This is a genomic window from Aureimonas pseudogalii, from assembly GCF_014196835.1.
Classification (GTDB): Bacteria; Pseudomonadota; Alphaproteobacteria; order Rhizobiales; family Rhizobiaceae; genus Aureimonas; species Aureimonas pseudogalii.
In genome coordinates, this window is the sequence record NZ_JACIEK010000022.1 from 22,534 (window position 1) to 44,112 (window position 21,579).

Annotated in this window: 25 protein-coding genes; 17 read left to right on the top strand and 8 right to left on the bottom strand. The window is 67.6% G+C overall.

The window, feature by feature from the left end; genetic code table 11:
- Positions 1-170 precede the first annotated feature (170 nt).
- On the top strand, positions 171-626 hold the full coding sequence (locus GGR04_RS21710) for a hypothetical protein (RefSeq protein ID WP_183202412.1): 456 nt from the start codon (positions 171-173) through the stop codon (positions 624-626).
- 66 nt (positions 627-692) lie between these two features.
- Here the strand turns inward: GGR04_RS21710 and GGR04_RS21715 are convergent, their stop codons facing one another.
- Together GGR04_RS21715 and GGR04_RS21720 are read right to left on the bottom strand one after the other, a co-directional pair.
- The gene (locus GGR04_RS21715) at positions 693-1,397 is read right to left on the bottom strand and encodes a GNAT family N-acetyltransferase (RefSeq protein ID WP_246393520.1); all 705 of its coding nucleotides are present in this window, start codon (positions 1,395-1,397) and stop codon (positions 693-695) included.
- A gap of 343 nt (positions 1,398-1,740) precedes the next feature.
- Positions 1,741-2,628, bottom strand: coding sequence for an NAD-dependent epimerase/dehydratase family protein (locus GGR04_RS21720; protein WP_183202415.1), 888 nt, complete (start codon positions 2,626-2,628; stop codon positions 1,741-1,743).
- A 176-nt stretch (positions 2,629-2,804) separates the two neighbouring features.
- Here GGR04_RS21720 and GGR04_RS21725 point away from each other — a divergent pair, with 176 nt between their 5' ends.
- The 8 genes from GGR04_RS21725 (at position 2,805) to GGR04_RS21760 (ending at position 8,986) form a co-directional block, all read left to right on the top strand.
- Entirely contained in the window at positions 2,805-3,620 is an 816-nt protein-coding gene (locus GGR04_RS21725; protein WP_183202417.1) for a FadR/GntR family transcriptional regulator, read from the top strand.
- Positions 3,617-4,063, top strand: coding sequence for a ribose 5-phosphate isomerase B (rpiB, locus tag GGR04_RS21730; protein WP_183202419.1), 447 nt, complete (start codon positions 3,617-3,619; stop codon positions 4,061-4,063). The genes GGR04_RS21725 and rpiB overlap by 4 nt, the downstream gene beginning before the upstream one ends.
- Before the next feature lie 41 nt (positions 4,064-4,104).
- Positions 4,105-5,025 carry an NAD(P)-dependent oxidoreductase gene (locus GGR04_RS21735; RefSeq protein WP_183202420.1) on the top strand — a complete coding sequence of 307 codons (921 nt, stop codon included), beginning with the start codon at positions 4,105-4,107 and terminating at the stop codon, positions 5,023-5,025.
- Positions 5,022-5,699, top strand: a complete 678-nt coding sequence (locus GGR04_RS21740; protein ID WP_312857506.1) for an amino acid ABC transporter permease — start codon at positions 5,022-5,024, stop codon at positions 5,697-5,699. Before GGR04_RS21735 ends, GGR04_RS21740 begins: the two co-directional genes overlap by 4 nt.
- A gap of 11 nt (positions 5,700-5,710) precedes the next feature.
- The gene (locus tag GGR04_RS21745) at positions 5,711-6,385 is read left to right on the top strand and encodes an amino acid ABC transporter permease (protein ID WP_183202421.1); all 675 of its coding nucleotides are present in this window, start codon (positions 5,711-5,713) and stop codon (positions 6,383-6,385) included.
- A 25-nt stretch (positions 6,386-6,410) separates the two neighbouring features.
- Complete coding sequence (locus GGR04_RS21750) at positions 6,411-7,136, top strand: amino acid ABC transporter ATP-binding protein (RefSeq protein ID WP_183202422.1); 726 nt, start codon at positions 6,411-6,413, stop codon at positions 7,134-7,136.
- A 46-nt stretch (positions 7,137-7,182) separates the two neighbouring features.
- Entirely contained in the window at positions 7,183-7,980 is a 798-nt protein-coding gene (locus GGR04_RS21755) for a transporter substrate-binding domain-containing protein (protein WP_183202423.1), read from the top strand.
- A 229-nt stretch (positions 7,981-8,209) separates the two neighbouring features.
- Positions 8,210-8,986: a phosphodiester glycosidase family protein gene (locus GGR04_RS21760; protein WP_183202424.1), complete on the top strand. Its 777-nt coding sequence runs from the start codon at positions 8,210-8,212 to the stop codon at positions 8,984-8,986.
- 257 nt (positions 8,987-9,243) lie between these two features.
- On the opposite strand, the gene GGR04_RS21765 is transcribed toward GGR04_RS21760, so the two are convergent.
- The 5 genes from GGR04_RS21765 to GGR04_RS21785 all read right to left on the bottom strand — a co-directional run bounded on the left by GGR04_RS21765 (position 9,244) and on the right by GGR04_RS21785 (position 14,196).
- Positions 9,244-10,422 (bottom strand): M20 aminoacylase family protein, encoded by a 1,179-nt coding sequence (locus tag GGR04_RS21765; protein ID WP_183202425.1) that lies wholly within the window; start codon positions 10,420-10,422, stop codon positions 9,244-9,246.
- A 90-nt stretch (positions 10,423-10,512) separates the two neighbouring features.
- The gene (locus GGR04_RS21770; RefSeq protein ID WP_183202427.1) at positions 10,513-11,298 is read right to left on the bottom strand and encodes an amino acid ABC transporter ATP-binding protein; all 786 of its coding nucleotides are present in this window, start codon (positions 11,296-11,298) and stop codon (positions 10,513-10,515) included.
- Complete coding sequence (locus tag GGR04_RS21775) at positions 11,295-12,245, bottom strand: amino acid ABC transporter permease (protein WP_183202429.1); 951 nt, start codon at positions 12,243-12,245, stop codon at positions 11,295-11,297. Before GGR04_RS21775 ends, GGR04_RS21770 begins: the two co-directional genes overlap by 4 nt.
- Positions 12,242-13,132: an ABC transporter substrate-binding protein gene (locus tag GGR04_RS21780; RefSeq protein ID WP_183202431.1), complete on the bottom strand. Its 891-nt coding sequence runs from the start codon at positions 13,130-13,132 to the stop codon at positions 12,242-12,244. The genes GGR04_RS21775 and GGR04_RS21780 overlap by 4 nt, the downstream gene beginning before the upstream one ends.
- A gap of 80 nt (positions 13,133-13,212) precedes the next feature.
- Positions 13,213-14,196 carry a substrate-binding domain-containing protein gene (locus tag GGR04_RS21785; RefSeq protein ID WP_183202433.1) on the bottom strand — a complete coding sequence of 328 codons (984 nt, stop codon included), beginning with the start codon at positions 14,194-14,196 and terminating at the stop codon, positions 13,213-13,215.
- A 101-nt stretch (positions 14,197-14,297) separates the two neighbouring features.
- Between GGR04_RS21785 and GGR04_RS21790 the strand changes: the two genes are divergently transcribed.
- The 8 genes from GGR04_RS21790 to GGR04_RS21825 all read left to right on the top strand — a co-directional run bounded on the left by GGR04_RS21790 (position 14,298) and on the right by GGR04_RS21825 (position 20,268).
- A complete protein-coding gene (locus tag GGR04_RS21790) occupies positions 14,298-15,623 on the top strand; it encodes an aminotransferase-like domain-containing protein (RefSeq protein WP_183202435.1) in 1,326 nt (441 codons plus the stop codon).
- 694 nt (positions 15,624-16,317) lie between these two features.
- Positions 16,318-17,211: a PhnA-like protein gene (locus GGR04_RS21795; RefSeq protein ID WP_183202437.1), complete on the top strand. Its 894-nt coding sequence runs from the start codon at positions 16,318-16,320 to the stop codon at positions 17,209-17,211.
- A 79-nt stretch (positions 17,212-17,290) separates the two neighbouring features.
- A complete protein-coding gene (locus tag GGR04_RS21800) occupies positions 17,291-17,503 on the top strand; it encodes a hypothetical protein (protein ID WP_183202439.1) in 213 nt (70 codons plus the stop codon).
- Positions 17,500-17,814: a hypothetical protein gene (locus GGR04_RS21805; RefSeq protein ID WP_183202441.1), complete on the top strand. Its 315-nt coding sequence runs from the start codon at positions 17,500-17,502 to the stop codon at positions 17,812-17,814. The genes GGR04_RS21800 and GGR04_RS21805 overlap by 4 nt, the downstream gene beginning before the upstream one ends.
- A 55-nt stretch (positions 17,815-17,869) precedes the next feature.
- Entirely contained in the window at positions 17,870-19,375 is a 1,506-nt protein-coding gene (locus GGR04_RS21810) for a PAS domain S-box protein (protein WP_183202443.1), read from the top strand.
- Positions 19,376-19,529: 154 nt separating this feature from the next.
- Complete coding sequence (locus tag GGR04_RS21815) at positions 19,530-19,709, top strand: CsbD family protein (RefSeq protein ID WP_183202445.1); 180 nt, start codon at positions 19,530-19,532, stop codon at positions 19,707-19,709.
- Between the two features lie 130 nt (positions 19,710-19,839).
- Complete coding sequence (locus GGR04_RS21820; RefSeq protein WP_183202447.1) at positions 19,840-20,058, top strand: hypothetical protein; 219 nt, start codon at positions 19,840-19,842, stop codon at positions 20,056-20,058.
- Positions 20,059-20,088: 30 nt separating this feature from the next.
- Complete coding sequence (locus GGR04_RS21825; protein ID WP_183202449.1) at positions 20,089-20,268, top strand: DUF2934 domain-containing protein; 180 nt, start codon at positions 20,089-20,091, stop codon at positions 20,266-20,268.
- Between the two features lie 554 nt (positions 20,269-20,822).
- On the opposite strand, the gene GGR04_RS21830 is transcribed toward GGR04_RS21825, so the two are convergent.
- Positions 20,823-21,579, bottom strand: a 757-nt coding sequence (locus GGR04_RS21830) for a Crp/Fnr family transcriptional regulator (RefSeq protein ID WP_210291922.1), incomplete at its 5' end; no start/stop codon positions are given.

Consider the following 21,579-nt stretch of genomic DNA (forward strand, 5'->3'; position numbering starts at 1 on the left):
CTCATGAGCTTCAAGAGATCGCTTTGGCCTCACTTGAACCTTCGAGGCTTCGACGATCGGCGGCGGCTGGCTCCCGGCACATTCAGCGACCGGACCGGCGGCCGGTCTGCGACACCCACATGGGGAACGACTTGACGACAGCGCCCCTGCCCCCGTCACGGATCTACGAGTTGACGCATCTCTGGGTCACGGAGGCGGTCCGGCGGAGCTACGCCCTGTCCGGCGGCCGCCGGGAACCGACGACCGCGGAGCTCGGCGCCCATCGAGGTCTGATGATGTGCAGACGGCTGGAGCCGTCCAACCTGATCGTTCTGATGTCCTACGTCGACCCGGCGGCGACGCTTCGGCACGACGATGCCCAAGAGGGCGACGACGACGGGGCTCGCGCACTTCTGAAGCTGCTGGCGCTGGCCAACGCGAAGCTGGCCGCGCCGCACGAACTGATGTCCCTGTTCACCCTGGCGAAGCCCTTCACGGCCGGCAACGGCCGGTGCGGACGGGCGCTCTGGCTCTGGCGAGCCGTCCAGGGAAACGAGACGGAGTTGGCCGCCATGATGAGCGCCGGCATGCCGTTCGGCCCGGCCGCGCAGGATCCCGTCGCAGAGCGCAGGACGGTTTGGCACTGAAGGCCGTTCGGTTCCCGAGCGCGGCGCGGCGCCGGCAAGAGCGCCCCGGTCGCCTCGGAGCCGCCGTCAGATCCGGTAGCTGACCCAGACGTTCGGCTCCTCGTAGAGGCCGCACTCCCGTTCGAGATCGACCTGGATCGGTGCGAGGGCTCCCTTCAGGACGTAGGGCGCCGATCGATCGAAACGCCGGCCCATCCAGGTCTCCCAGAACGAAATGGGCTCGTTCACCACCATCGAACGCTCGCACGACCCGATGATGCTGGCGCCCTGGGCGATGTGGCTTCTGAGCCAAGGGTCGTAGACCTCGCCCTTTTCGTTCTTCCAGCCGAGGTAGTCGGACATCGGAACGTAGGGGTTCTGCCACTTCGACGACGGCCGCACCGGCACGACGACGGCATCGAACCCGCGCCGGATCGCCATCGCCTTCAGTTCCCCGATCATGCGCTGCGCATAGCCCTTGCCGCGATGCTCGGAGGCGACGGACACGGCCAGTGCGCCGAGGACGTTCGGCCGCGCGGCGGACGTCCGGGCCCCGGTCTCGACCAGCCAGTCCCAGCCCTCCTGCGGCAAGTCCCCGAGATCTCGCGCGTAGTGGAACGGCACGCAATTGACCAAGGCGACGGGTTCGTCGTCGGACGCGTCGACCAGGCACAGTTGCAGGTCCGCGTGGTCCTCGAGGATCCCGGCGTAGAACTCCCGGTGCGCTCGCGTGTAGCTGAGGAAACCGAACGGCTCCCAGACGACGTCTTCGAGCGCGCTCGCGGCCTGCATCAAGGCCGTGCTGCTCGAACGTGAGCGGACGGACAGATTTTCCTGAACCATAGGCGGCTTCCAACGCGACGAACTTGGATAACGAACTCTTACCTCCTTTTGCTAAGCTTCCCATCCCAATTACACGTTTGACACAGGTATCGCGCTGCGAGGACCGGCTGGTCCGCATGCCCGGCGCGCTGTCGCCGCCGTGAGGGGTTTCGCCATCCCCGCGCTCGTCGCCGCCCTTCGTCTCTCCGCCGCCGCCTTCAAGATCGACGCGTCCCGCCGACGTCCCGGCCGGAGGGCCCGAGCGCGGGCGTCGGTACCGCGTCCGGGCCGCCCGGCCCTGTGGATGGGCGGCTCAGACGTATCGGCGCCAGTCGTGCTCCTGCGTGAAGCCCAGCATCTCCCGGATCTTTCGGTTGGAGAGCGGCGCCTCGTTCGTTCCCATCTCGCGCGTCAGCGGCACGCCCGGACAATGCCGAGCGAGGAACTCCGCCGTCGGCATGTCGGCGGTGATCGTGTCGTTCGTGGCGTTGAAGACCTGGAAGCCCAGACCGTCCGTCTCGATGCAGCGATGGACCATCTGTCCGAGATCGCGCGCGTCGATGTAGCTCCAGGCGTTTCGCTTGCGCGACATCGGGTCGGCCAGGAAGCCGGGGAACATCGCGTATTCGTGCGGCTCGATCACGTTGCCGATCCGCAGCGCGTAGATGTCGGCGCCCGAGCGCATGGCGAAGGCGCGCGCGGTCTTCTCGTTGAGAAGCTTCGACAGGCCGTAGCTGTCCATCGGGTCGCTGTCGTAGCTCTCGTCCAGCGGGAAGGAGTGGAAGTCCTTGTCGCCTTCCGCGAAGCAGACGCCGTAGGTCGTCTCCGAGGAGGCGACGACGATCTTTCTGACGCCGAGCTTCACGGCCGCCTCGATGACGTTGTAGGTGCCGATCACGTTGATGCGGAAGGTCTCGTTGTCCGGCTGGATGAGGACGCGCGGCACGGCCGCGAAATGCACCACCGCGTCGGGCGCGGACGGCATCTGGCCGGCGTCGTAGCCGCTGAAGCCGAAATGGGTCGAGAGCGCGTTGAACATCTGTCCGCCGTCGGCGATGTCGGCATGGAGCGTGTTCACGCCGGGAACGTCGCTCGGCGCGAGATCGACGTTGAGGACGCTGTGCCCCCGGTCGACGAGATACCGCACCGCATGGCGGCCGGCCTTGCCGGATCCGCCGGTGAAGACGATGCGCTTGCTCATGATGATGGTCCCTCCTGGATGCTACGGGCGATCGAGCCGTCCGCACGGACGGCGGCGGGCCGCCTCGATCTATCAGCTTCTCGACCAATGCGGGCGGCCGGCCGGACGCCGTGCACCGTCTTGACGAGGTCTCGGCCCGACTGCTACCAGTGGTCATACCACGGTAAGGTCGCGCCATGAACTCGAAACTATCCATCGTTCGCGACGAGAGCGAGGCCAAGGGCGGCTACGAGCGGGTCGTCGGCTTCCTGCGCGACCAGCTCCTGTCCGGGCAGCTCAAGACGGGCGACTGCCTGCTGCCCGAGCGCGAGTTGGCGGTGCGCCTGAAGGTCAGCCGCCCGGTGCTGCGGGAGGCGCTTCGGGCTCTGGCGATGATCGGCGCGGTCGAGATCCGGCACGGCGTCGGAACCATCGTGAAGCGTCCCGACGTCTCGACGCTCGGCGAGTTCTTCACCTTCGTCCTCGCGCAGCAGGCCGACGTCGTGGACGACATCATGGAGGCCCGCGTCGCGATCGAGCACCATGCGATCCGGCTGGCCTGTCGGCGCGCCACGCAGGCCGATTTCGACCGCATCGCCGACGCCCTCGATCTGATCGTCGAGACGATCCACGAGGCGGAGGCCGGCGGCGTCGCGGACTTCCGGTTCCACGAGGCGATCGTGCGGGCCGCGCATTCGCCGACGCTGGTCAGCATCTACGGCTCGCTCGCCTCCCTGATGATGCGCTCGCATCTCGACCGGCGAGAGAAGATCATCCAGGTCGAGGGGATCGATTCCTTTCTCATCGATCACCACCGGCTGATCTTCTCGGCCGTGGTGTCGCGCGACGCGCCCAAGGCCGACGATCTCCTGACCCGCCATTTCGAGATCGGCGCGGACTTCCGGCGCCGGGCGACCATGCTCGCCACGAGCCCCTCCACGTCCAAGGACCGCGCCGCCGCCAAGGCTGCGGACCGGTCCCCGGCCGCATTCACAGGAAGGCAAGATTCATGAAGATCGTCATCGGCAGCGACCACGCCGGCTTCCCGTTGAAGGCCGACATCGTCCGGGGGCTCGAAGCCGCCGGCCATGCCGTCGAGGACGTCGGGAGCTACGATCCCGACCCCGTCGACTTCCCCGACATCGCCAAGCTGGTCTGCACCAAGGTGCGGGACGGCGCGGCCGAGCGCGGCCTTCTCGTCTGCGGCACCGGCGTCGGCGCGGCCATCGCCGCCAACAAGATCCGGGGCATCCGCGCGGCGGTCTGCCACGACGTCCACTCCGCCCACCAGTCGGTCGAGCACGACGACGTCAACGTCATGTGCATCGGCGCGCAGATCGTCGGCCCCTGGCTCGCCAACGATCTGGTGAGCGCCTTCTTCGCCGCCGAGTTCGATCGCAACGAGGACTTCGTGCGCCGCGTCGAGAAGCTCGCCCGCCTCGAGCAGGCGGACTGACGACCCATCATCCTGGGATCGCTCTGGGAGGAGCTGCGAGCATGACGGACACGACAAAGGGCCGCGTCGGCTTCATCGGCCTCGGCACCATGGGCCGGGAGATGGCCCGCAACCTCATCGAGGCCGGACACGCGCTGACGGTCTACGACGTCGACGCATCCGCCATCGCCGGACTGGTCGGCCAAGGCGCGAGCGCCGCCGGCAGCGTCGGCGAGGCCGCCGCGGACGTCAACATCGTCATCACCATGCTGCCCGATACGCCGCATGTCGAAGAGGTGGTGCGCGGGTCCGGCGGTCTTCTGCAGACGATCCCGCGCGGCGGCCTCTTCGTCGACATGAGCACGATCTCGGCCGATGCGACGCGAAGGCTCGCGGCCGACTTGGCGAGCGCGGGCATCGCGATGCTGGACGCACCGGTCTCCGGCGGCCCTCTCGGCGCCAGGAACGCGGCTCTCTCGATCATGGTCGGCGGCGAGGACGAGGCGGTCGCCCGCGCCCACCCCTATCTCGAAGCCATGGGAACGACGATCTCCCATGTCGGGATCGCCGGCGCCGGGCAGACCGTGAAGCTCTGCAACCAGCTGGTCTGTGGCGTCAACCTCCAGGCGATCTGCGAGGCGCTGGCGCTCGGCCGGGCCTGCGGCGTCGATCTCGACCAGATGCGCAACGTGCTTCTCGGCGGGTCGGCGTCCTCGTGGATGCTCGACAAGCTCGGACCGGCGATGATCGCGGGCGATGCCAGCGCCGGGTTCCGCATCGACCTGATGCTGAAGGATCTGCGGCTGGTCCTGGAGATGGCGCAGTCGCAGGCCGTCCCGCTTCCCGCCACCTCGCTCGTCACCACCCAGTATCTGGATGCGCGTGCCCATGGCGAGGGCTCGAACGGCAACCAGGCCCTATTCAAGGTCTACGACCGGATGAGCGGACAGCGCAGCGGCGCGGTCCTGGACGTCGCGCCGTGACCCTCGACTTCACCGCCATCCTGGCGCGGTGGCAGATGCTGCTCGATGGCTTGCTGCTGACGGTGGAGCTGGCGGCGGTGACGACGCTCACCGGCTTCCTGATCGGCACGATTTGCGCCATCGCGCGCCGGTCGCATCACCGCTGGGCGTCGCGGACGGCCGCGATCTACGTGGAGAGCATCCGCAACACGCCGTTCCTCGTGCAGATCTTCGTCGTCTATTTCGGCCTGTCGAGCCTCGGCTTCTCCTTCTCGGCGATCGCCGTCGCCATCATCGCGCTGACGATCAACGTCGGCGCCTACACGGCCGAGATCATGCGGGCCGGCTTCGATTCCATCCAGCCCGGCCAGTGGGAAGCCGGGGAATGTCTTGGACTGTCGAAGGTGCAGGCCTACTGGCATGTCGGGCTTCGCCCGGCGATGGAGCGCGTCTACCCCTCGCTCACCAGCCAGTTCATCCTTCTCATGCTGGCATCCTCGGTCACCTCGCAGATCTCCGCCGAGGAGCTGACGGCGGCGGCCAACTTCATCCAGTCCGAGACCTACCGCCCCTTCGAGACCTTCGTCGTCGCCGCGCTCCTCTACCTGGCGCTGTCGCTGGTCATGCGGCTGGCCTTCTGGGGGCTCGGGCAGGCGATCTTCCCTCGGCGCCGACGCCTCGGCACCAACCTCTAGGAGCGGGAGCAATGAACACAGCCGTCAATCTCGGTCACCTCCAGTTCCTGCTGGTCGGCACGATGTGGACCGTGATCCTCTCTCTCATGGCGTTCGTCGGCGGAGGCGTCGGCGGCTTCCTCGTGGCGCTCGGGCGGACCGCGCCGATCAAGATCCTGCGGATCGTGGCGGGCGCCTACGTGCAGCTCGTCCAAGGCACGCCGCTCCTGATCATCATGTTCCTCATCTATTTCGGGCTGCCGACACTCGGCGTCTCGATCACGCCGCTGCTCGCCGCCGGCCTGTCGCTGACGATCTACGTCAGCGCCTATCTCGGCGAGATCTGGCGGGGATGCCTCGAGGCCGTGCCGAAGGCGCAATGGGAGGCGGCGGAATGCCTCGCCCTCTCGAAGGTGCAGCGCATGGTCAAGGTGATCCTGCCCCAGGCGGTCCGCATCGCGACGCCCCCGACGGTCGGGTTCTGCGTCCAGATCATCAAGAACACGTCGCTGGCCTCGGTCGTCGGCTTCGTCGAGCTTGCCCGCGCCGGACAGTTGATCAACAACTCGATCTTCGAGCCCTTCCTGATCTACGTCATCGTGGCACTTCTCTACTTTTGCCTCTGCTATCCGGTCTCGGCCTTCAGCCGGCGGCTGGAGAACAGTGGAGCCGCGCGCCTGCACGCCCTGAAGGCCGTCTCCGCGTGACGACGGACCATTCCCGGAGGAAGCCATGCCGATCGTCGTCCTGAAAGACGTGAAGAAGAGCTTCGGCTCGCTTCAGGTGCTGCACGGCGTCTCCTTTTCGGTGGAGAAGGGCGAGGTCGTCGCGCTGATCGGCGCCAGCGGATCGGGCAAGAGCACGGCACTGCGCTGCATGGATCGGCTGGAGACGATCGACAGCGGCGAGATCCACGTCTGCGGTCACCGCGTCGACGATCCCGGTCTCGACCTGCGCAAGCTGCGGCTCGACGTCGGCATCGTCTTCCAGAGCTACAACCTCTTCCCGCACCTGACGATCGAGGAGAACATCGTCCTCGCGCCGCGCTCGGTGAAGAAGCTGGACAAGGCCGCCGCCCGCGAGATCGCGCGCGGCGTCCTGGCCAAGGTCGGGCTGTCGGACAAGGCCGACACCTATCCCGAGCAGCTCTCCGGCGGGCAGCAGCAGCGCGCGGCGATCGCCCGCTCGCTGGCGATGGAACCGCAGGTCATGCTGTTCGACGAGGTGACCTCGGCGCTGGATCCCAAGCTCACCGGCGAGGTGCTGCGGGTGATCGAGGGTCTCGCCGCCAGCGGCATGACGATGATCATGGTCACCCACGAAATGGGGTTTGCCCGGCGCATCGCCGACCAGGTCGTCTTCATGCACAAGGGCCGCATCCACGAGCACGGCTCGGCGTCGATCCTGACCGAGCCCGCGACGGCCGAACTCCGCGACTTCGTCAGCGAGGAACTCTGAAGAGTCCCGCCGCGAACGCGCATCCCATCAACCCGGAGGAAACGACATGACGAGACTGAAGACCCTGACCGCGATCGGCGCCGTCTGTGCCGCCTTGCTGGCCCCGCTCGGCACGGCACTGGCGGACTCCTATTCCGACATCGTCGCCGCCAAGAAGATCCGCATCGCAACCGACATGGCGATCCCGCCCTCCGGCATGCTGGACGAGAACCTGAAGCCGACCGGCTCCGACGTCGAGACCGCGCAGCTACTGGCCAAGGACTGGGGACTGGACCTCGAATTCGTCGCGACCACCGGCGCGACGCGCATCCCCAATCTGCAGACCAACAAGGCCGACATCATCATCTCCACGCTGTCGGTGACCCCGAAGCGGGCCGAGGTCATCGACTTCTCAGTGCCCTATGCCGCGCTCCGCTCGGTGATCGGCGCGCCGAAGGCGGCGGCGATCTCGGGATGGGACGACATCAAGGGACAGGCCGTCACGGTCACCCGCGGCACGACGCAGGACACCGAACTGACCGAGATCGCAGCCGAGCGCGGCTTCACCGTCACCCGCTACGACGACGACGCGACGATGGTGACGGCCGCGGTCAGCGGCCAGGCCAAGATGGTCGCGACGTCCGCGACGCTGGTGAACCAGATCGGCCAGCGCAACGCCGACCTCGCCTTCGAGCCGAAGTTCGACATCCGCATCTTCGACCTCGCCATCGGCATCCGCAAGAACGAGCCGGAACTGAAGGCCAAGCTCGACGAATGGGTGAGCGCGAACCTGAAGAACGGCAAGCTGAACGAGATCTACTCGAAGTACCACGGGTCGCCGCTGCCGCCGGAAATGCTGAAGTAGCGTCGAGCAGACCGGAAGCGTGTCGAACGCTTCCGGTCTCGCGTCCGCCTTCACCGCATGTCTGAAAACGCCGGAATCGTCCCGTTGCCCAAGGGTTGCCGATGATCGCGGGCACGCATCGCGGCGCGGGACCGTTGCTTCCCCGAGCGGAGTTTCGCCGCCGGCCAGAATCGCCGCAATGTTCGGCCACGGACACGGGCGGATGGCGGAGAAACCAAAGGCGGCACGCATGACCTGGCGGTTCGGGTGGTTGGCACTGGCGATGCTCGTCGCCGGCGCAGACGGGGCAAGGGCGGAGGCAGCGAAAGCGCAGACCTGCGCAAAGGAGCGCTTCGAGGATGCGGACAGCCTCGTCTGCACGATCGACCCGGCGGCCTCCGACCTCCGCCTGTTCTGGCGGGACCGGGCGGGCGCGCCCTATCGCCGCTTCGCGGCTTTGTCGCGATCCGTCGAGGCGGACGGCGGCAAACTCGCCTTCGCGATGAATGCCGGCATGTACCAGACCGACTTCTCGCCCGTCGGCCTCTACGTCGAAAACGGCGCGGCGCTGCGGCCGGTCGAGACGACGGTGATCGACGGCCCGCCCGGCCGGGTGCCGAACTTCTATAAGGCGCCGAACGGCGTCTTCTTTCTCGACAGGGCGAGCGCCGGCATCCTGACGACGGAGGCGTTCACGAGGAAGCGACCGGACGTCCGGTTCGCGACGCAGTCGGGACCGATGCTCGTCATCGAGGGACGCCTGCACCCCGCGTTCATTCCCGGCTCGACCGATCGAACCCGGCGCAGCGGCGTCGGCGTCTGCGAAAACGGGCAGGTTCGCTTCGCGATCAGCGAAACGGACGTCAACTTCCACGACTTCGCGCGACTGTTCCGCGATCATCTCGCCTGCCCGAACGCGCTGTTCCTCGATGGCGGCCGGGGCGCCGGGATCTACTCGCCCGCGTTCGATCGCGACGACGTCTCGTGGCACGGCGGATACGGGCCGATGTTCGGGCTGGTGGAGTGACGTCGCGATCTCGGCCGAGGCGGCCCGTCCGCTTCCGAGGTTTCGAAGTGGAGAAGCCGCCGTTCCGCTCTGGGCTCGCACCAAATTCGAGGCCTCGACGGGCGATCCGCCGACGATCGAACGTCCGCTCGAACGCTCCGCGTTGACGCGTTCGTCTGGCCGAAGCCGGGATCGACCGCCTGACACCGGTGCCGCGATCGCGCGCCTCGTCGCCGGACAGGAGGCGCACCCGGGCACCACGCACGAGATCGCCGAGACTATTGGAGATATCGTTCCGCCAGCCGCGCCCAGAGCGCCGCGCCCACCGGCAACGAGGCGTCGGCAAAATCGTATCGGGCATTGTGCAGCATGGCGGAGCCGACGCCATTGCCGAGCCGCAGGAAGGACCCCGGCTTCTTCTCGAGAAAGTAGGCGAAGTCCTCGCTTCCCGGAATGAGGCCGCAGGTCGAGACGGCCTGCGGCCCGACGAGTTCCTCAGCGACCTCGCGCGCGAAGGTCGTCTCGGCGTCGGAATTCACCACCACCGGATAGCCGTGCTGGTAGTCGATCTCGACGCTCGCGTCGTAGCCCGCGACGTGGGACGTCGCCAACCGCCGGATGCGCGTTTCGAGAAGCGCGCGAATGGCGGGGTCGAAGGAGCGCACGCTGAGCAGCATGCGCGCACTGTCGGGAATGACGTTGCTGGCCTCGCCCGCGTGGAAGGCGCCGACCGTGACCACGGCGGTCTGCGTCGGGTCGATGCTGCGCGAGACCACGGTCTGCAGCGCCATGACGAGCGAGCAGGCGACCATCACCGGATCCACCGCCAGATGCGGACGCGAGGCATGGCCGCCCTTGCCGTGAACGGTGAGGACAACCGTGTCGCCCGCCGCCATGATCGGGCCGGACCGGAGGAGGATATGCCCCTCCGGCGCCCCCGGATGATTGTGGAGCCCGAAGATCGCGTCGCAGGGAAAGCGCTCGAACAGCCCGTCGGCGATCATCGCCTTGGCGCCGCTGGGCGCGCCGCCCTCTTCGGCCGGCTGGAACACGAGGTTGAGCGTGCCCGAGAAGCGCCGGGTGCGGGCGAGATACTCGGCCGCGCCCAGCAGCATCGTGGTGTGGCCGTCATGGCCGCAGGCATGCATCACGCCGGGCGTCCGGCTGGCATAGGGCAGGCCCGTCGCCTCGGTGATCGGCAGCGCGTCCATGTCGGCCCGGATCGCGACGCTTCGCGGTCCCGATCCGTTGACGAGGCGCGCCACGACGCCGTGGCCGCCGACGCCCCGCGTCACCTCGTAGCCCCAGCCTTCCAGCTTGTCGGCCACGAAGGCGGCGGTCCGCGTCTCCTCGTAGGACAGTTCGGGATGGGCGTGCAGATGGTGCCGCATCGCCGTCAGGGTCTCGCGCTCGGCCTCGAAATCCTCGAGGCGAGCATAGTCGTTCGATCGGGACATGGATCGTCTTTCGCAAGGGCGCGTACCGGCGTCGAACCGGCGCGCGCGGATCGGATGAAGCGGCTGGCGTTCAAACGAAGCCGCCACCGTTCAGATGAAGCGGCTGAGGAAGGCCCGGGTACGGGGATGGCTGGGGTTGCCGAGGACGTCGCTCGGCCGGCCCTCCTCCACGATGTGGCCCCCGTCCATGAACACGACGCGGTCGGCGGCCTCGCGCGCGAAGCCGATCTCGTGGGTGACCACGATCATCGTCATGCCCTGCCCCGCGAGATCCTTCATCGTCGACAGCACCTCGCCCACCAGCTCGGGATCGAGCGCGGAGGTCGGCTCGTCGAAGAGCATCAGGCGCGGCCGGATCGCCAGCGCCCGCGCGATGGCGACGCGCTGCTGCTGACCGCCGGAGAGCTGGGCGGGATAGCTGTCGGCCTTGGCCGAGAGCCCCACCCGGTCGAGAAGCTGGCGAGCGTGCTCCAGCGCCGCCGCGCGCTTCTCGCCGTGGACGCCGATCGGCGCCTCCACGATGTTCTCGATGGCGGTCATGTGCGGGTAGAGATTGAACTGCTGGAACACCATGCCGATCTTGCGGCGCTGGAGGGTCGTGGCGCGCTCCGACAGCTTGTCGAGCCGGCCGTTGCGCCAGGCGTAGCCGATCTGCTCGCCGTCGACCTCGATCGATCCGCGGTCGATCGCCTCGAGATGGTTGATGCAGCGCAGGAAGGTCGACTTGCCCGACCCCGAGGGCCCGAGGACGACGACCGTCTCGCCGGCGGCGACGTCGAGATCGATGCCGCGCAGCACCTCCAGCCGGTCGAAGGCCTTGTGGACGTTGCGGGCGCGCACGACGGGCTCGGGTGCGGTGTGGGAAAGAGCGCTCATCGGCTGGGCTCCGCGCTGGCGAATGTGGGATCCGCCGCGACGGGCGCCGGGGCGGCCGCCGCCGGGGCCGAGCGCCGCACGCCGCGGGCATAGTAGCGCTCGATGTAGCCCTGGCCGACATTGAGGATCGAGGTGATGAACAGATACCAGATCACCGCCACCATCAGCATCGGCACGATCTCGAAGGTCCGGTTGTAGATCGACTGCACGGAATAGAGGAGGTCGGCCATCGCGATCACGCTGACGAGCGAGGTCGCCTTGATCATGCTGATCAGCTGGTTGCCGGTGGGCGGCACGATGGAGCGCATCGCCTGCGGGATGACGATCCGGCGCAGCGCCCGCGACTTGGTCATGCCGAAGGCGGCGGCGGTCTCGGCCTGCCCCTTGTCCACCGACAGGAGGCCGCCGCGGATGATCTCGGCCATGTAGGCCGCCTCGTTCAGTGCAAGGCCCACGATCGCCGCGGTGATCGGCGTGATGACGTCGTTCGTGTCCCAGCTGCCGAAACTCGGTCCGAACGGAATGCCGATCGAGAGGGTCGGGAAGAGGGTCGAGAGATTGTACCAGAAGATCAGCTGCACCAGCAGCGGCGTGCCGCGGAAGAACCAGATGAAGAGCCCGGCGAGGCCGGTGGCGAGACGATCGCCCGACAGGCGCATCACCGCCAGAACCAGGCCGAGCGCGACGCCGATCAGCATGGCGATCACGGTCAGCCACAGCGTCACGCTGAGGCCCTGCATCACCGTGGGGTCGAAGAACCATTGCGCGACCACGGGCCAGCCGAAATTCTCGTTGCGCGCGACGACCCAGAGCGCGTTGGCGGCGATCGCGAGCACGATCGTCCACAGGACGACGCGGTCCAGCGGAAACGGGCGATGCGCGCCGGCGACGTCCCGCTCGGCGTCGCCCGGCGCAGGCGCAGGCGCGGGGGCGCGACGGGCGCTCATTTGGGCAGGTCTCCGCCGAGATTGATGCCGGGCTCGCGGATCATGTTGTTCTTGAGGCCCCACTTCGTCATGATCGCCGCGTAGGTGCCGTCGGCGATCAGCGCCTTCACGCCGTCGCGCAGCAGCGGCCCGAGCGGCGAGCCCTTCGGCACCACGGCGCCCTGGTAGATGTCCTCGAAACCGTTGGCCGCGCCGATGCCGGCGAGTTCCAGCTGGCCGTTCGCCTGCTCGACGAAATAGGTGAGCGGGGCCTGCGAGGAGAAGAAGGCGTCGGAGCGCTTCGAGCGCACCGCCAGGATCGAGGTCGGCTGGTCGGTGAAGGACTGGACCTCGACGGCCGCCTTGCCGCCCGCCTCGCAGATCCGGCTCTGCGCCTGGATCACCCGCTCGGCCGAGCCGCCCGCCATCACGGCGATGCGCTGGCCGCAGGCGGTGTCGAGCGAGACGATGCCCTTCGGATTGCCCTTCTGCACGCCGAAGACCACGAACTCCTGCACCCAGTCGACGAAGTCGTTCGCGTCCTGGCGCGTCTTGTAGTCGCCGACCGGACCGAAGGCGAACTGGTAGCGGCCGGAATTGACGCCGGCGAGGAGCGCAGGCAGCCCGCCCACCGTCGCATGCTCGATCTCGACGCCCAGAAGCGCGCCGAGCGCGTCGGTGAGATCGGCGCTGGCGCCGGTCATCTCGGTGCCGGTGACGATCTCGTAGGGCGGGAACGAGCCGTTGTTGACGGAGATCATGCGCCCGGCCTGCCGGATCTCCTCGGGCAGGCGGGCGCGCAGCTCCTCGTTCACGGCGGGCTTGGGAACGGCTGTGTCCTCGGCGACGACCTGTCCGGCCCAGAGGACGGACAACAGGGCGGCCGAGGCGGCGAGCTTGCATGTCATGCGTGAAGTTCCTTCTGGCAGGGCGGGCGTGGACGGATCGGTCCGCACGCCGTCTGTGGTGACGAGGGGAAACGTCGGGATCAGGCGGCCTGCGTGCCCGGCGAGGCCATTCGATCACCGAGGGGAAACAGCTCGGCGACCGACAGGAGGCGAGGCAGGATGCCCTGGGCGTGCAGTTCGGCGGCGAAGTCGGCGATCATCGGCGCGTTGGCAGAGAGGCCGCTGCGGTTCCAGTTCGCCGGCAGGTCGCGCGACACGCGCGCCAGCTCATCGAGGATCCACGGCGTGGTGTCGGCATATTTGCGGCGCTTGGCGAGCCAGACGCGCTGCGACTCGTCGACGATCTCGCTCAGTTCGTCGGCGATCCAGGGATGCTCGGCCAGCATCTCGGCCTTCACGCCCAGAAGATGCATGCCCGGAACGTATCCGACCTCGGCGAAATAGCGCGTCTCGGCGTGCCGGAAATCCGTCACGACCTGGCGGAAGCCGGAATCGCGGGCGAAGAAACCGTCGGGCATGAAGGGCGTGAAGACCGCGTCGAGTCCGCCTTCGGCGAGAAGCTCCATCATCGGCCGCTCGCCGGGCGCCGCTTCGATGCGGCCGGGGCGTCCGAAGCCGTCGAGCCGATCGACGACCGGATGAGCCTCCGTCAGCCGGCCGGCGTACCAGCGGGCATCCTCGACCCCGACGCCCTCGCGGCGAAGTGCCGCCCGCGTCCAGGTGTTGCCGGAATCGCGCCAGCCGGTGACGCCGATGCGCTTGCCGGCGAGCTCGGCGAGCGAGCGGAGCGCACTGTCGGCGGTGGTGATGACGCAGCGATGGCGAAAGCCGCGCATGACGAAGTTGGGCAGGCCGACGACGCTCTCGTCGCCCTCGAAGCGAAGTTGGGCGTAGCGGCTGAACGAGATCTCGGCCGCGTCGAAATCCGGGGTCCGGCCGAGATGAGAGACCAGCGTTCCCACCCGCTCGACCCGCAGATCCAGACGACTGGACCGCACGTCTCCGAGCGCCAGGGGTGTCAGATAGTCCCAGTCTCGGACGGCCAGACGAAGGGTGACGGGCATGGTCGGCTCGCTTCGGGTTTGATCTTGATCCGAACGCTAAATGTTCGGATAATTGCGATCAATTCGAATTTAGTACCTGAACATTAATATGAGACAGGCTGATGAGCGAAGTCGCATCTGCTTCCTGGTTTGCCGAAAAGATCGGCAATCGAACCACGAAGGGGATCGCCCAGGAGACCCGCTCGCTCATTCGCGTCGGGGCGCTTCCGATCGGCACCAAGCTGCCGGCCATCCGCGACCTCGCCTTCGTGCTGGGCGTCAGTCCGGCCACGATCTCGCAGGCGTGGAGCGATCTGCGTCGCCAGAAGATCATCGCCGGGCGGGGGCGCAACGGCACCTTCGTCAGCGGCGACAGCTTCGTCGCCCGGCCGGAACGGCTGGCGAGCGCCGGCCATTACGGCCACGGCGTTCTCGATCTGTCGGTCGCCAGCCCCGACGTCGCCCTGCTTCCCCCACTCGGCCAGGCGCTCGAGCACGGCGCCCGGGCGCAGAACCTCAACAGCTACGAGCGCAGCCGCATCCTGCCCGAACTGGAGGACGCCGTTCGTCGAACCTGGCCCTACGATCCCGGCGCCTTCCTCGTCACCAACGGCGGCTACAACGCCGTCTACACGCTGCTGCATGCGCTGGTGAGACCGGGATCGAGCGTGGCGATCGAAGACCCGACGGCGATGCGCCTTCTCGACATTCTCGAAGACCTCGGCGTCGACATCCTGCCGGTCGACTGCGACGCGGACGGGCCGGTTCCCGCGTCTCTCGCCAAGGCCCTCGTGCACAAGCCCGCCGCCTTCCTGTTCCAGCCCCGCCTCCATTCCGTCACCGGGCGGACCGTCGGCGAGGCGAGGCTGGCGGCGCTGGCCGACGTTCTGGAGGGCAGCGCCGCGCTGATCATCGAGGACGACGGCCTCGGCGACGTCTCGGGCTCTGTGCGGCGCACGCTCGGAGCCCGGTTTCCCGATCGCGTGATCCACATCCTGTCCTACTCGAAGACGCTCGGCCCCGATCTCCGGCTCGCGGTCCTGTCGAGTTCGGCTTCGATCGTCGAGCAGATCCAGTCCTACCGCTCGTTCAGCTCGGGCTGGACGAGCCGGCTGCTGCAGGGCGCCGTCGCGTGGCTGCTGCGCGACGGCGAGACGCAGACGCTCATTGAGCGTGCGAGGATCATCTACGGCGAGCGCCGCGACGCTCTCGTGTCCGGTCTCGGGCGAAACGGCATCCGGGTCGAGCCCGGTGACGGACTGTGCGCCTGGGTTCCCGTCGTGTCCGAGTCCTTCGCCCTCGTCACCTTGGCGGCCCGCGGCATCGCGGTCCATCCGGGATCGAAGTTCTCGGTCAGGCCGATGCCTTTCGTTCGCGCCTCGACCGCATGCCTCACCGGCCGGCAGGTCGAAGTGATCGAGGCGCTGACGGTGGCCGGAAAGCGATGATCCGGAATACGGCTTCGAGCCCGCGCTCGCATGCAAGCCGCCGATCGCCCGTCGGTCGTCTCGGGCATCAATGGCGTCTCCGCGACGCAGTCCATCTTCGACGACTGGCCCGCCGCCCAGACCGGGGCGCTGAGCTTTCGGACGCTCGGACTCTCGGGCGACCGGCCTCCACCCCGATATCAAGGCCGCGACGCTGGCGGGTTTTGCGGATGCCAGGTTCGGGGCGACCGACCGCCTGAACCCTGTCCGGGGACTCGGGCCCCGTATGGATCCGCGGCTTTCGCACCCCCGCGGTCGGGCTCGAGGCGGTTGTTAGGGAACCCTATCTGCCGTTGCTGACCGGTCGCCGCGAGCCGCCCTTCTCGCCGCAACGAGGCGATCGCTTCGTTTGAGCCGGGTCCGTGTCCGTCGGGATGACCGAGGGCCGGTTGTGCGGGGAGCGGTTCGAAGGACGAAGAGCAGTCGCCGGCTTGATCAACGCCATCCTTCCCGCCCATCCACCTTGCAGACCGGGAACCGCGCGGCGGACCGGGCGCGAAAAGAAAGATCAAGCTGCACCAGTCCTTCTGATGCGGGCGCTTCTGGCGACGTTCTCGATAAGTTTTACCTGCGTTTCGACGATCGGCTCGCCATCCGCGAGTTGCCGCCGGAAGCCATCGCTTCCCGGCTTTGTCGACAGCGAAGGGAGTGGACCATGTCTGCAATTCGGCCGGATGTCGGGTACGGAGCGGGAACCCTGGAAGCGCAAGGTGCGGTGCTGGCCAACAAGGTCTCGTGGGGCGCCATTCTCGCCGGCGTGACGATCGCGCTGGCGAGTCAGGTGACCCTCGTGCTCGTCGGAGCCGGGATCGGTGCGGCGGCGCTGGACGTCGGCGCGACCGCCGCGAGCGATGGTGGTTCGTCGTCGCTTCCCTTGGGTGCGGCCGCCTGGTCCTTCGGCTCCGTCCTGGTCTCCACCTTCCTCGGCGCCTTCGTCGCGGCGCGAATGTCCGGGCGGACGGCACCCGCCTCGGCTGGCCTGCATGGCTTGACCACTTGGGCGGCGACGACGCTTCTCGTCCTCTATCTGCTGACCACCTCCGTCGGCTCGATCCTCGGCGGCGCCTTCAGCGGGATCACCTCGCTGGTCGGCGGGGTGGGCCGCACGGTGGCGCAGACGGCCGCACCCGCGCTCGCGGATGCCAACCCGCTCGACGCCATCGAAGCCCAGGTGCGTTCGACGGGAAGCGATCCCGAAGCCCTCCAGGCGAATGCCGTGAACGCGATCCGCTCCTACCTGACGGGCGGCGGGGTGGATGCCAGCCAACAGGCCGCGCAGGCGCTCGCCCAAGCCCGCAACATCCCCGTCGATCAGGCGACGCAGCAGGTGACGCAGATCGAGCAGCAGTACCGCGCTGCCGTCGAAACGGCGAAGCGGACGGCGACCGAAGCGGCTGCGGCGACGGCCAGCGTCGTCTCGAAGGCCGCGCTGCTGGCGGCGGCCGCGCTCGTGCTCGGTGCGATCGTCGGATGGCTCGGCGGCCGATCCGGCCGGGTGACCACCACCACGGACTCGCGCCTCTCCGCGGGGACTCCCGGTCGCCTCTGACGCGCTCGATCGCCTCCGACGCCTTCGGCGGTCCAGCGCGGCTGGACCGCCTATCCCCTTTACAGATGAAGACACGCCGATGACCACCATGACGTCGCCCGAGCGCGCGGGCATCCTGCAGGCCGGAGCATCCGCGGCCAGAGACGGAACGCCCCGCAGCCACAACCCCCATCCGGTCGAGAGCGAGGACTGGCTCAACTGGATGGACGGGTTCGACCAGCAGACCGTCTGGCTGGAGCATGGGCGGGGACCCTACGAACCCCAGGCCCATCACCTCCAGGAGGGTCGATGATCGACGCTCCCACCTGCCGGGCCGCCCGCGCCTTTCTCAACTGGACCGCCCGCAACCTCGCCGCCAAGTCCGGCGTGCCGATGTCGAAGATCTTCGATCTCGAACGCAACCGGCCGATCGACGAGCCGGACCGGATCGCTCTCGAGGCGGCATTTCGGACCCATGGCGTCGTCATCGACGACGACGGAACGCGCGCGACGGGCGTTCGGACGGTCACGACGGGCGGAACCCGGCACCACGCGCTCCTCGTTCGACACGCCGTCGAGCCGGCGCTCTTGCCCGGCCGGCCGGACAACGCACCTTCTCCCTGACGCCGGGCGGCTGCCGGATCGGACCGAGCCGCCCGAGACCGCAACGGAGCCCTTCATGGTCGAGACCCTCACCGGACAAAAGGTGGAGCGCCAGCAGCTGCAGCACATCATCGGCGGACTGACCGAGGGCGTCATCCTGATCGATCCCGACCAGACGATCGCCTGGGCCAACGATGCGGCGTTGCGGATGCACGGGGCCGTCGAGATCGGCGACCTCGGCCGCGACGTCGACGAGTACCGCCACCGCTACCAGCTTCGCTATCGGAACAACCACCCGCTGGACCAGGGTGCCTATCCCGCCGATCGCGTCGTCGCCGGCGAGATGTTCACCGACGTCGTGGTCGAGGTCGCCCGCTTCGGAAGCGCCGAACCCGAATGGGTTCACCGGGTCCGCAGCCTCGTCCTCGTGGATGCCGACGGCAACCCCGACTGTCTCGTTCTCATCGTCACCGACGCCACCGACGAGATGCAGGCCATCGAACGCTTCGAGCGGGCCTTCAACGCCAACCCGGCGCCCGCCCTGATCTGCCGCATCTCCGATCTTCGCTTCATCCGCGTGAACCAGGGCTTCATGGACATGACGGGCTACGCCCGGGAGACCGTCGTCGGACGCTCCGTCTACGATCTCGACGTGATGGCGGGCGCCGACAAGCGCGAGATCGGCAAGGAGCGCCTCGCGGCCTGGGCGACCGTGCCGCAGATGGAGGCCAGCCTGCCGCTTCCGGGCGGCGAGACCAAGCTCGTCATCGTCGCCGGGCAGCCGATCGAGATGGGCGACGAGCGCTGCATGCTCTTCACCTTTGCCGACCTCGAACCGCGGCGGAAGGCCGAGAGCGCCCTGCGCAACAGCGAGGAGAAGTTCGCCAAGACCTTCCGCCTCGCGCCCGTCCCGATGAAGGTCTGCACCCTCGACGGGTTCCGCATCCTCGACGTCAACGAGGCGTTCCTGAAGGAAACCGGCTGGTCGATCGAGGAGGTCGTCGGGCGGAGCGCGGCGGAGATCGAGCTGTGGGACACGGACGCGACGCGCCGGCGCCAGGAGCGCGAGCTCGTCGAGACCGGGGGCTTTCGCGGCCACGAGGCCAAGCTGAAGAAGAAGGACGGCTCGATCGCCGACTGCCTCGTCTCGGCCGAGACGATCAAGATCGGCGGCGAGGTCTGCGTCCTCGACGTGTTCCAGGACATCACCGTGCGCAAGACCTCGGAACTGGAGCTCGTGAAGGCCATCGAGGAGGCGCTGAGCGACACCTCGTGGCTGAGCCGCAGCGTCATGGAGAAGCTCGCCAACATGCGCTCGCCGCAACCCGACGGCACGCGGAAGGCCAGCGGCGTCGATCTGACCGACAAGGAACGTCAGGTCCTCGGCTTCATTTCGCAGGGGCTCGACGACGGCGAGATCGCGGGCCTTCTCTTCCTGTCGCGCAACACGGTGCGCAATCACGTCCAGAGGATCTACGCCAAGATCGACGTGCACCGGCGAAGCGAGGCGATCGTCTGGGCGCGCGAGCGCGGCATCGTCGGTTCGCAGACGCAGCAGGAACGCCGTCCGAGGACGAGGTGAGGATCGCCGGGTGGATGGCAAATAGAAGGATCTGCCTCATCCCGACTGATGCAATCGCCACTATGGTCGCGAGGGAGAAGCCTTATCTCTTTCCGGAGGCAGTCCTTCGGCCCTTGGAGCCGAAGGGGTACGGCCCCAACGCAGGGAGATCGAGATGGACAAGGATCGCATCGAAGGCGCCAAGAAGCAGGTCGTCGGCTCCGTCAAGGAAGCGCTCGGCAAGGTGACGGGCAACGACCGGGTCGAAGCCGAGGGTATGGCCGAGAAGACCGAGGGCAAAGTGCAGGGCAAGGTCGGCGAAGGCAAGGACAAGGTCCGGGACGCGCTGAAGTAGACGCCGGGGAACCGGCACCGTCGGCAGCCTTGTGGGCAGTGCCGCGGCAACGGGCGGACCAGCCGCGTGCCCCCGGGCGATCCCAAAGCCCGGAGGTCCGCCTTCGCAACACCTCGATGCAGGCCATGACATGCTGAACCTCTTCCGCAAGACCGGCGACCTCGTCCCGATCTGCGCCGTTCCCGACGGCGGGGCGCTTCCCGCGTTCATGCACGGGGAGACCTGGAAGTTCGTCGGCAAGGTGGCCGACATCGGCGACCAGCTTCTGGAGGCCGATCGATCGACCTTCCGGGCGGTTCTGCGCGAGACCGGATACTACCTCTACGTCCCGATGGATCCCGTCGGCTGATCGTCGACACAAGAGACTGATGGAATTGCAATGAACGAGTTCACCGACCTGACGCCGACCGTGAGGGAGCGAGCCTACTACCTCTGGGTGGAAGCCGGACGCCCTTCGGGTCGGGAACACGAGTTCTGGGCCGCCGCCGCGAACGAGATCGAAGCGGATGGGAACGCCGAGGTCGAACGACAAAATTCCGAACGGATCGTGGCCCGGTAAAACCCCCGCCTCCCTCCGGACGGAGACGATCGACAACGGCCGATCCAACGTCCACGGGCGTTCAGATGCCGAACAGGAAGGATGCGCCCGACGCGATCGGGCGTGAGCGCGCAACCGTGGTGGCGCCCGTCGCTTGAGACCCGAGGCTAGCACCGCACCGCACCGCCCAAGCCTTCCCCGTCGACGCGTCCGATGTCGGGGGATCGCCTCTCGGATCTCCAGCGCCGGGCCGAGCACCGCGTTCTCGACACGCTGCCGGACGAGCGTTTCGGGCTCGGCGCTTGGCGGTGACCACCGGCGGCGCCCTGCCGTCGGCAAGGCTCGACGATGAATGGCGGGGCGACGCTCGCGACGAGGTCGTCGATCCAGGTCGCGAGGATTTTCGGATGGTCGAGATCGTTGCCGGCAAGGTTCTCGGCTCGGCGAGCGTAGAGGGCAAGGCCGTGGCCCGATGCCAAGGCCGAATGGCGAAGAGACGAGGGCCGAGAAGGTCTCATGCGCAGCCCATGAGGCAACACACGAAGCCCAGGACGCAGCCAGGAACCGGGACGTCATCAGTCGCGAAAATGAAGGTAGTGAGCGTCGAACTGCCCAACTCGAGATAGGCCACGCGAGTTCAAGACCTCGATCTGCCCGTTGGTGGTCAGGAGGAGTTCCTGTGACCGCAGCGCCTGGAAAGCGCGATTGATGCTCACGTTCGTCAGTCCCAGGACCTGCCCCGTCAGCTCTTGGGAAAGCGGGAACGGGAACTGGTTTTCTTCGATCAGCCCCACGCCCGTGAAGCGTTGAAACAGTTCGCAGACGAAATGCGCCAATCGTTGCGTCGCATTGAGCTGACCGTTGCGGATGATGGCCGTCCGGTAGAGCGCGGCGTCGATCAACGTCTCGCGCCACAGCGCACCGTTCATGGCGGGCGAGGCATGGCAAACGTGTCTCACGTCGTCATGCGAGACATAGGCCACCCGGCAGCCGGAGATCGATCCGATGAAGTGATCCATCCGCTTCAGATGAAGGCTCATGAGATCAGGCATGTCGCCGGGAATGTAGACCGATTGGATCTGACGATCGCCGGACTGCGTGTAGTTCCAACTTGCCACCATGCCTTCGATCACCAGGCAGCACCGGGATGGCTCGTCGCCTTCGACGACGAACTCGGATCGGGGCGCAATCGTCGAAATCTGCCAGGACAGTCGGTCGAGAAGAGCGAGATCGGCGGTTGGAGCGCACCCCGTTTTGACCGGACAGGTGGCATAGCCGATAAGGCATAGGCATCCGCCTATGAGTACGACTATGTCGAAAGCTCCTGATGGC

Excerpts from the sequence above, each read along its gene's own strand:
- GGR04_RS21715 (WP_246393520.1), bottom strand. The coding sequence starts at position 1,397 with ATGCAGGCCGCGAGCGCGCTCGAAGACGTCGTCTGGGAGCCGTTCGGT.
- GGR04_RS21720 (WP_183202415.1), bottom strand. The coding sequence starts at position 2,628 with ATGAGCAAGCGCATCGTCTTCACCGGCGGATCCGGCAAGGCCGGCCGC.
- GGR04_RS21725 (WP_183202417.1), top strand. The coding sequence starts at position 2,805 with ATGAACTCGAAACTATCCATCGTTCGCGACGAGAGCGAGGCCAAGGGC.
- rpiB (WP_183202419.1), top strand. The coding sequence starts at position 3,617 with ATGAAGATCGTCATCGGCAGCGACCACGCCGGCTTCCCGTTGAAGGCC.
- GGR04_RS21735 (WP_183202420.1), top strand. The coding sequence starts at position 4,105 with ATGACGGACACGACAAAGGGCCGCGTCGGCTTCATCGGCCTCGGCACC.
- GGR04_RS21745 (WP_183202421.1), top strand. The coding sequence starts at position 5,711 with ATGAACACAGCCGTCAATCTCGGTCACCTCCAGTTCCTGCTGGTCGGC.
- GGR04_RS21750 (WP_183202422.1), top strand. The coding sequence starts at position 6,411 with ATGCCGATCGTCGTCCTGAAAGACGTGAAGAAGAGCTTCGGCTCGCTT.
- GGR04_RS21755 (WP_183202423.1), top strand. The coding sequence starts at position 7,183 with ATGACGAGACTGAAGACCCTGACCGCGATCGGCGCCGTCTGTGCCGCC.
- GGR04_RS21760 (WP_183202424.1), top strand. The coding sequence starts at position 8,210 with ATGACCTGGCGGTTCGGGTGGTTGGCACTGGCGATGCTCGTCGCCGGC.
- GGR04_RS21765 (WP_183202425.1), bottom strand. The coding sequence starts at position 10,422 with ATGTCCCGATCGAACGACTATGCTCGCCTCGAGGATTTCGAGGCCGAG.
- GGR04_RS21770 (WP_183202427.1), bottom strand. The coding sequence starts at position 11,298 with ATGAGCGCTCTTTCCCACACCGCACCCGAGCCCGTCGTGCGCGCCCGC.
- GGR04_RS21775 (WP_183202429.1), bottom strand. The coding sequence starts at position 12,245 with ATGAGCGCCCGTCGCGCCCCCGCGCCTGCGCCTGCGCCGGGCGACGCC.
- GGR04_RS21780 (WP_183202431.1), bottom strand. The coding sequence starts at position 13,132 with ATGACATGCAAGCTCGCCGCCTCGGCCGCCCTGTTGTCCGTCCTCTGG.
- GGR04_RS21785 (WP_183202433.1), bottom strand. The coding sequence starts at position 14,196 with ATGCCCGTCACCCTTCGTCTGGCCGTCCGAGACTGGGACTATCTGACA.
- GGR04_RS21790 (WP_183202435.1), top strand. The coding sequence starts at position 14,298 with ATGAGCGAAGTCGCATCTGCTTCCTGGTTTGCCGAAAAGATCGGCAAT.
- GGR04_RS21795 (WP_183202437.1), top strand. The coding sequence starts at position 16,318 with ATGTCTGCAATTCGGCCGGATGTCGGGTACGGAGCGGGAACCCTGGAA.
- GGR04_RS21800 (WP_183202439.1), top strand. The coding sequence starts at position 17,291 with ATGACCACCATGACGTCGCCCGAGCGCGCGGGCATCCTGCAGGCCGGA.
- GGR04_RS21805 (WP_183202441.1), top strand. The coding sequence starts at position 17,500 with ATGATCGACGCTCCCACCTGCCGGGCCGCCCGCGCCTTTCTCAACTGG.
- GGR04_RS21810 (WP_183202443.1), top strand. The coding sequence starts at position 17,870 with ATGGTCGAGACCCTCACCGGACAAAAGGTGGAGCGCCAGCAGCTGCAG.
- GGR04_RS21815 (WP_183202445.1), top strand. The coding sequence starts at position 19,530 with ATGGACAAGGATCGCATCGAAGGCGCCAAGAAGCAGGTCGTCGGCTCC.
- GGR04_RS21820 (WP_183202447.1), top strand. The coding sequence starts at position 19,840 with ATGCTGAACCTCTTCCGCAAGACCGGCGACCTCGTCCCGATCTGCGCC.
- GGR04_RS21825 (WP_183202449.1), top strand. The coding sequence starts at position 20,089 with ATGAACGAGTTCACCGACCTGACGCCGACCGTGAGGGAGCGAGCCTAC.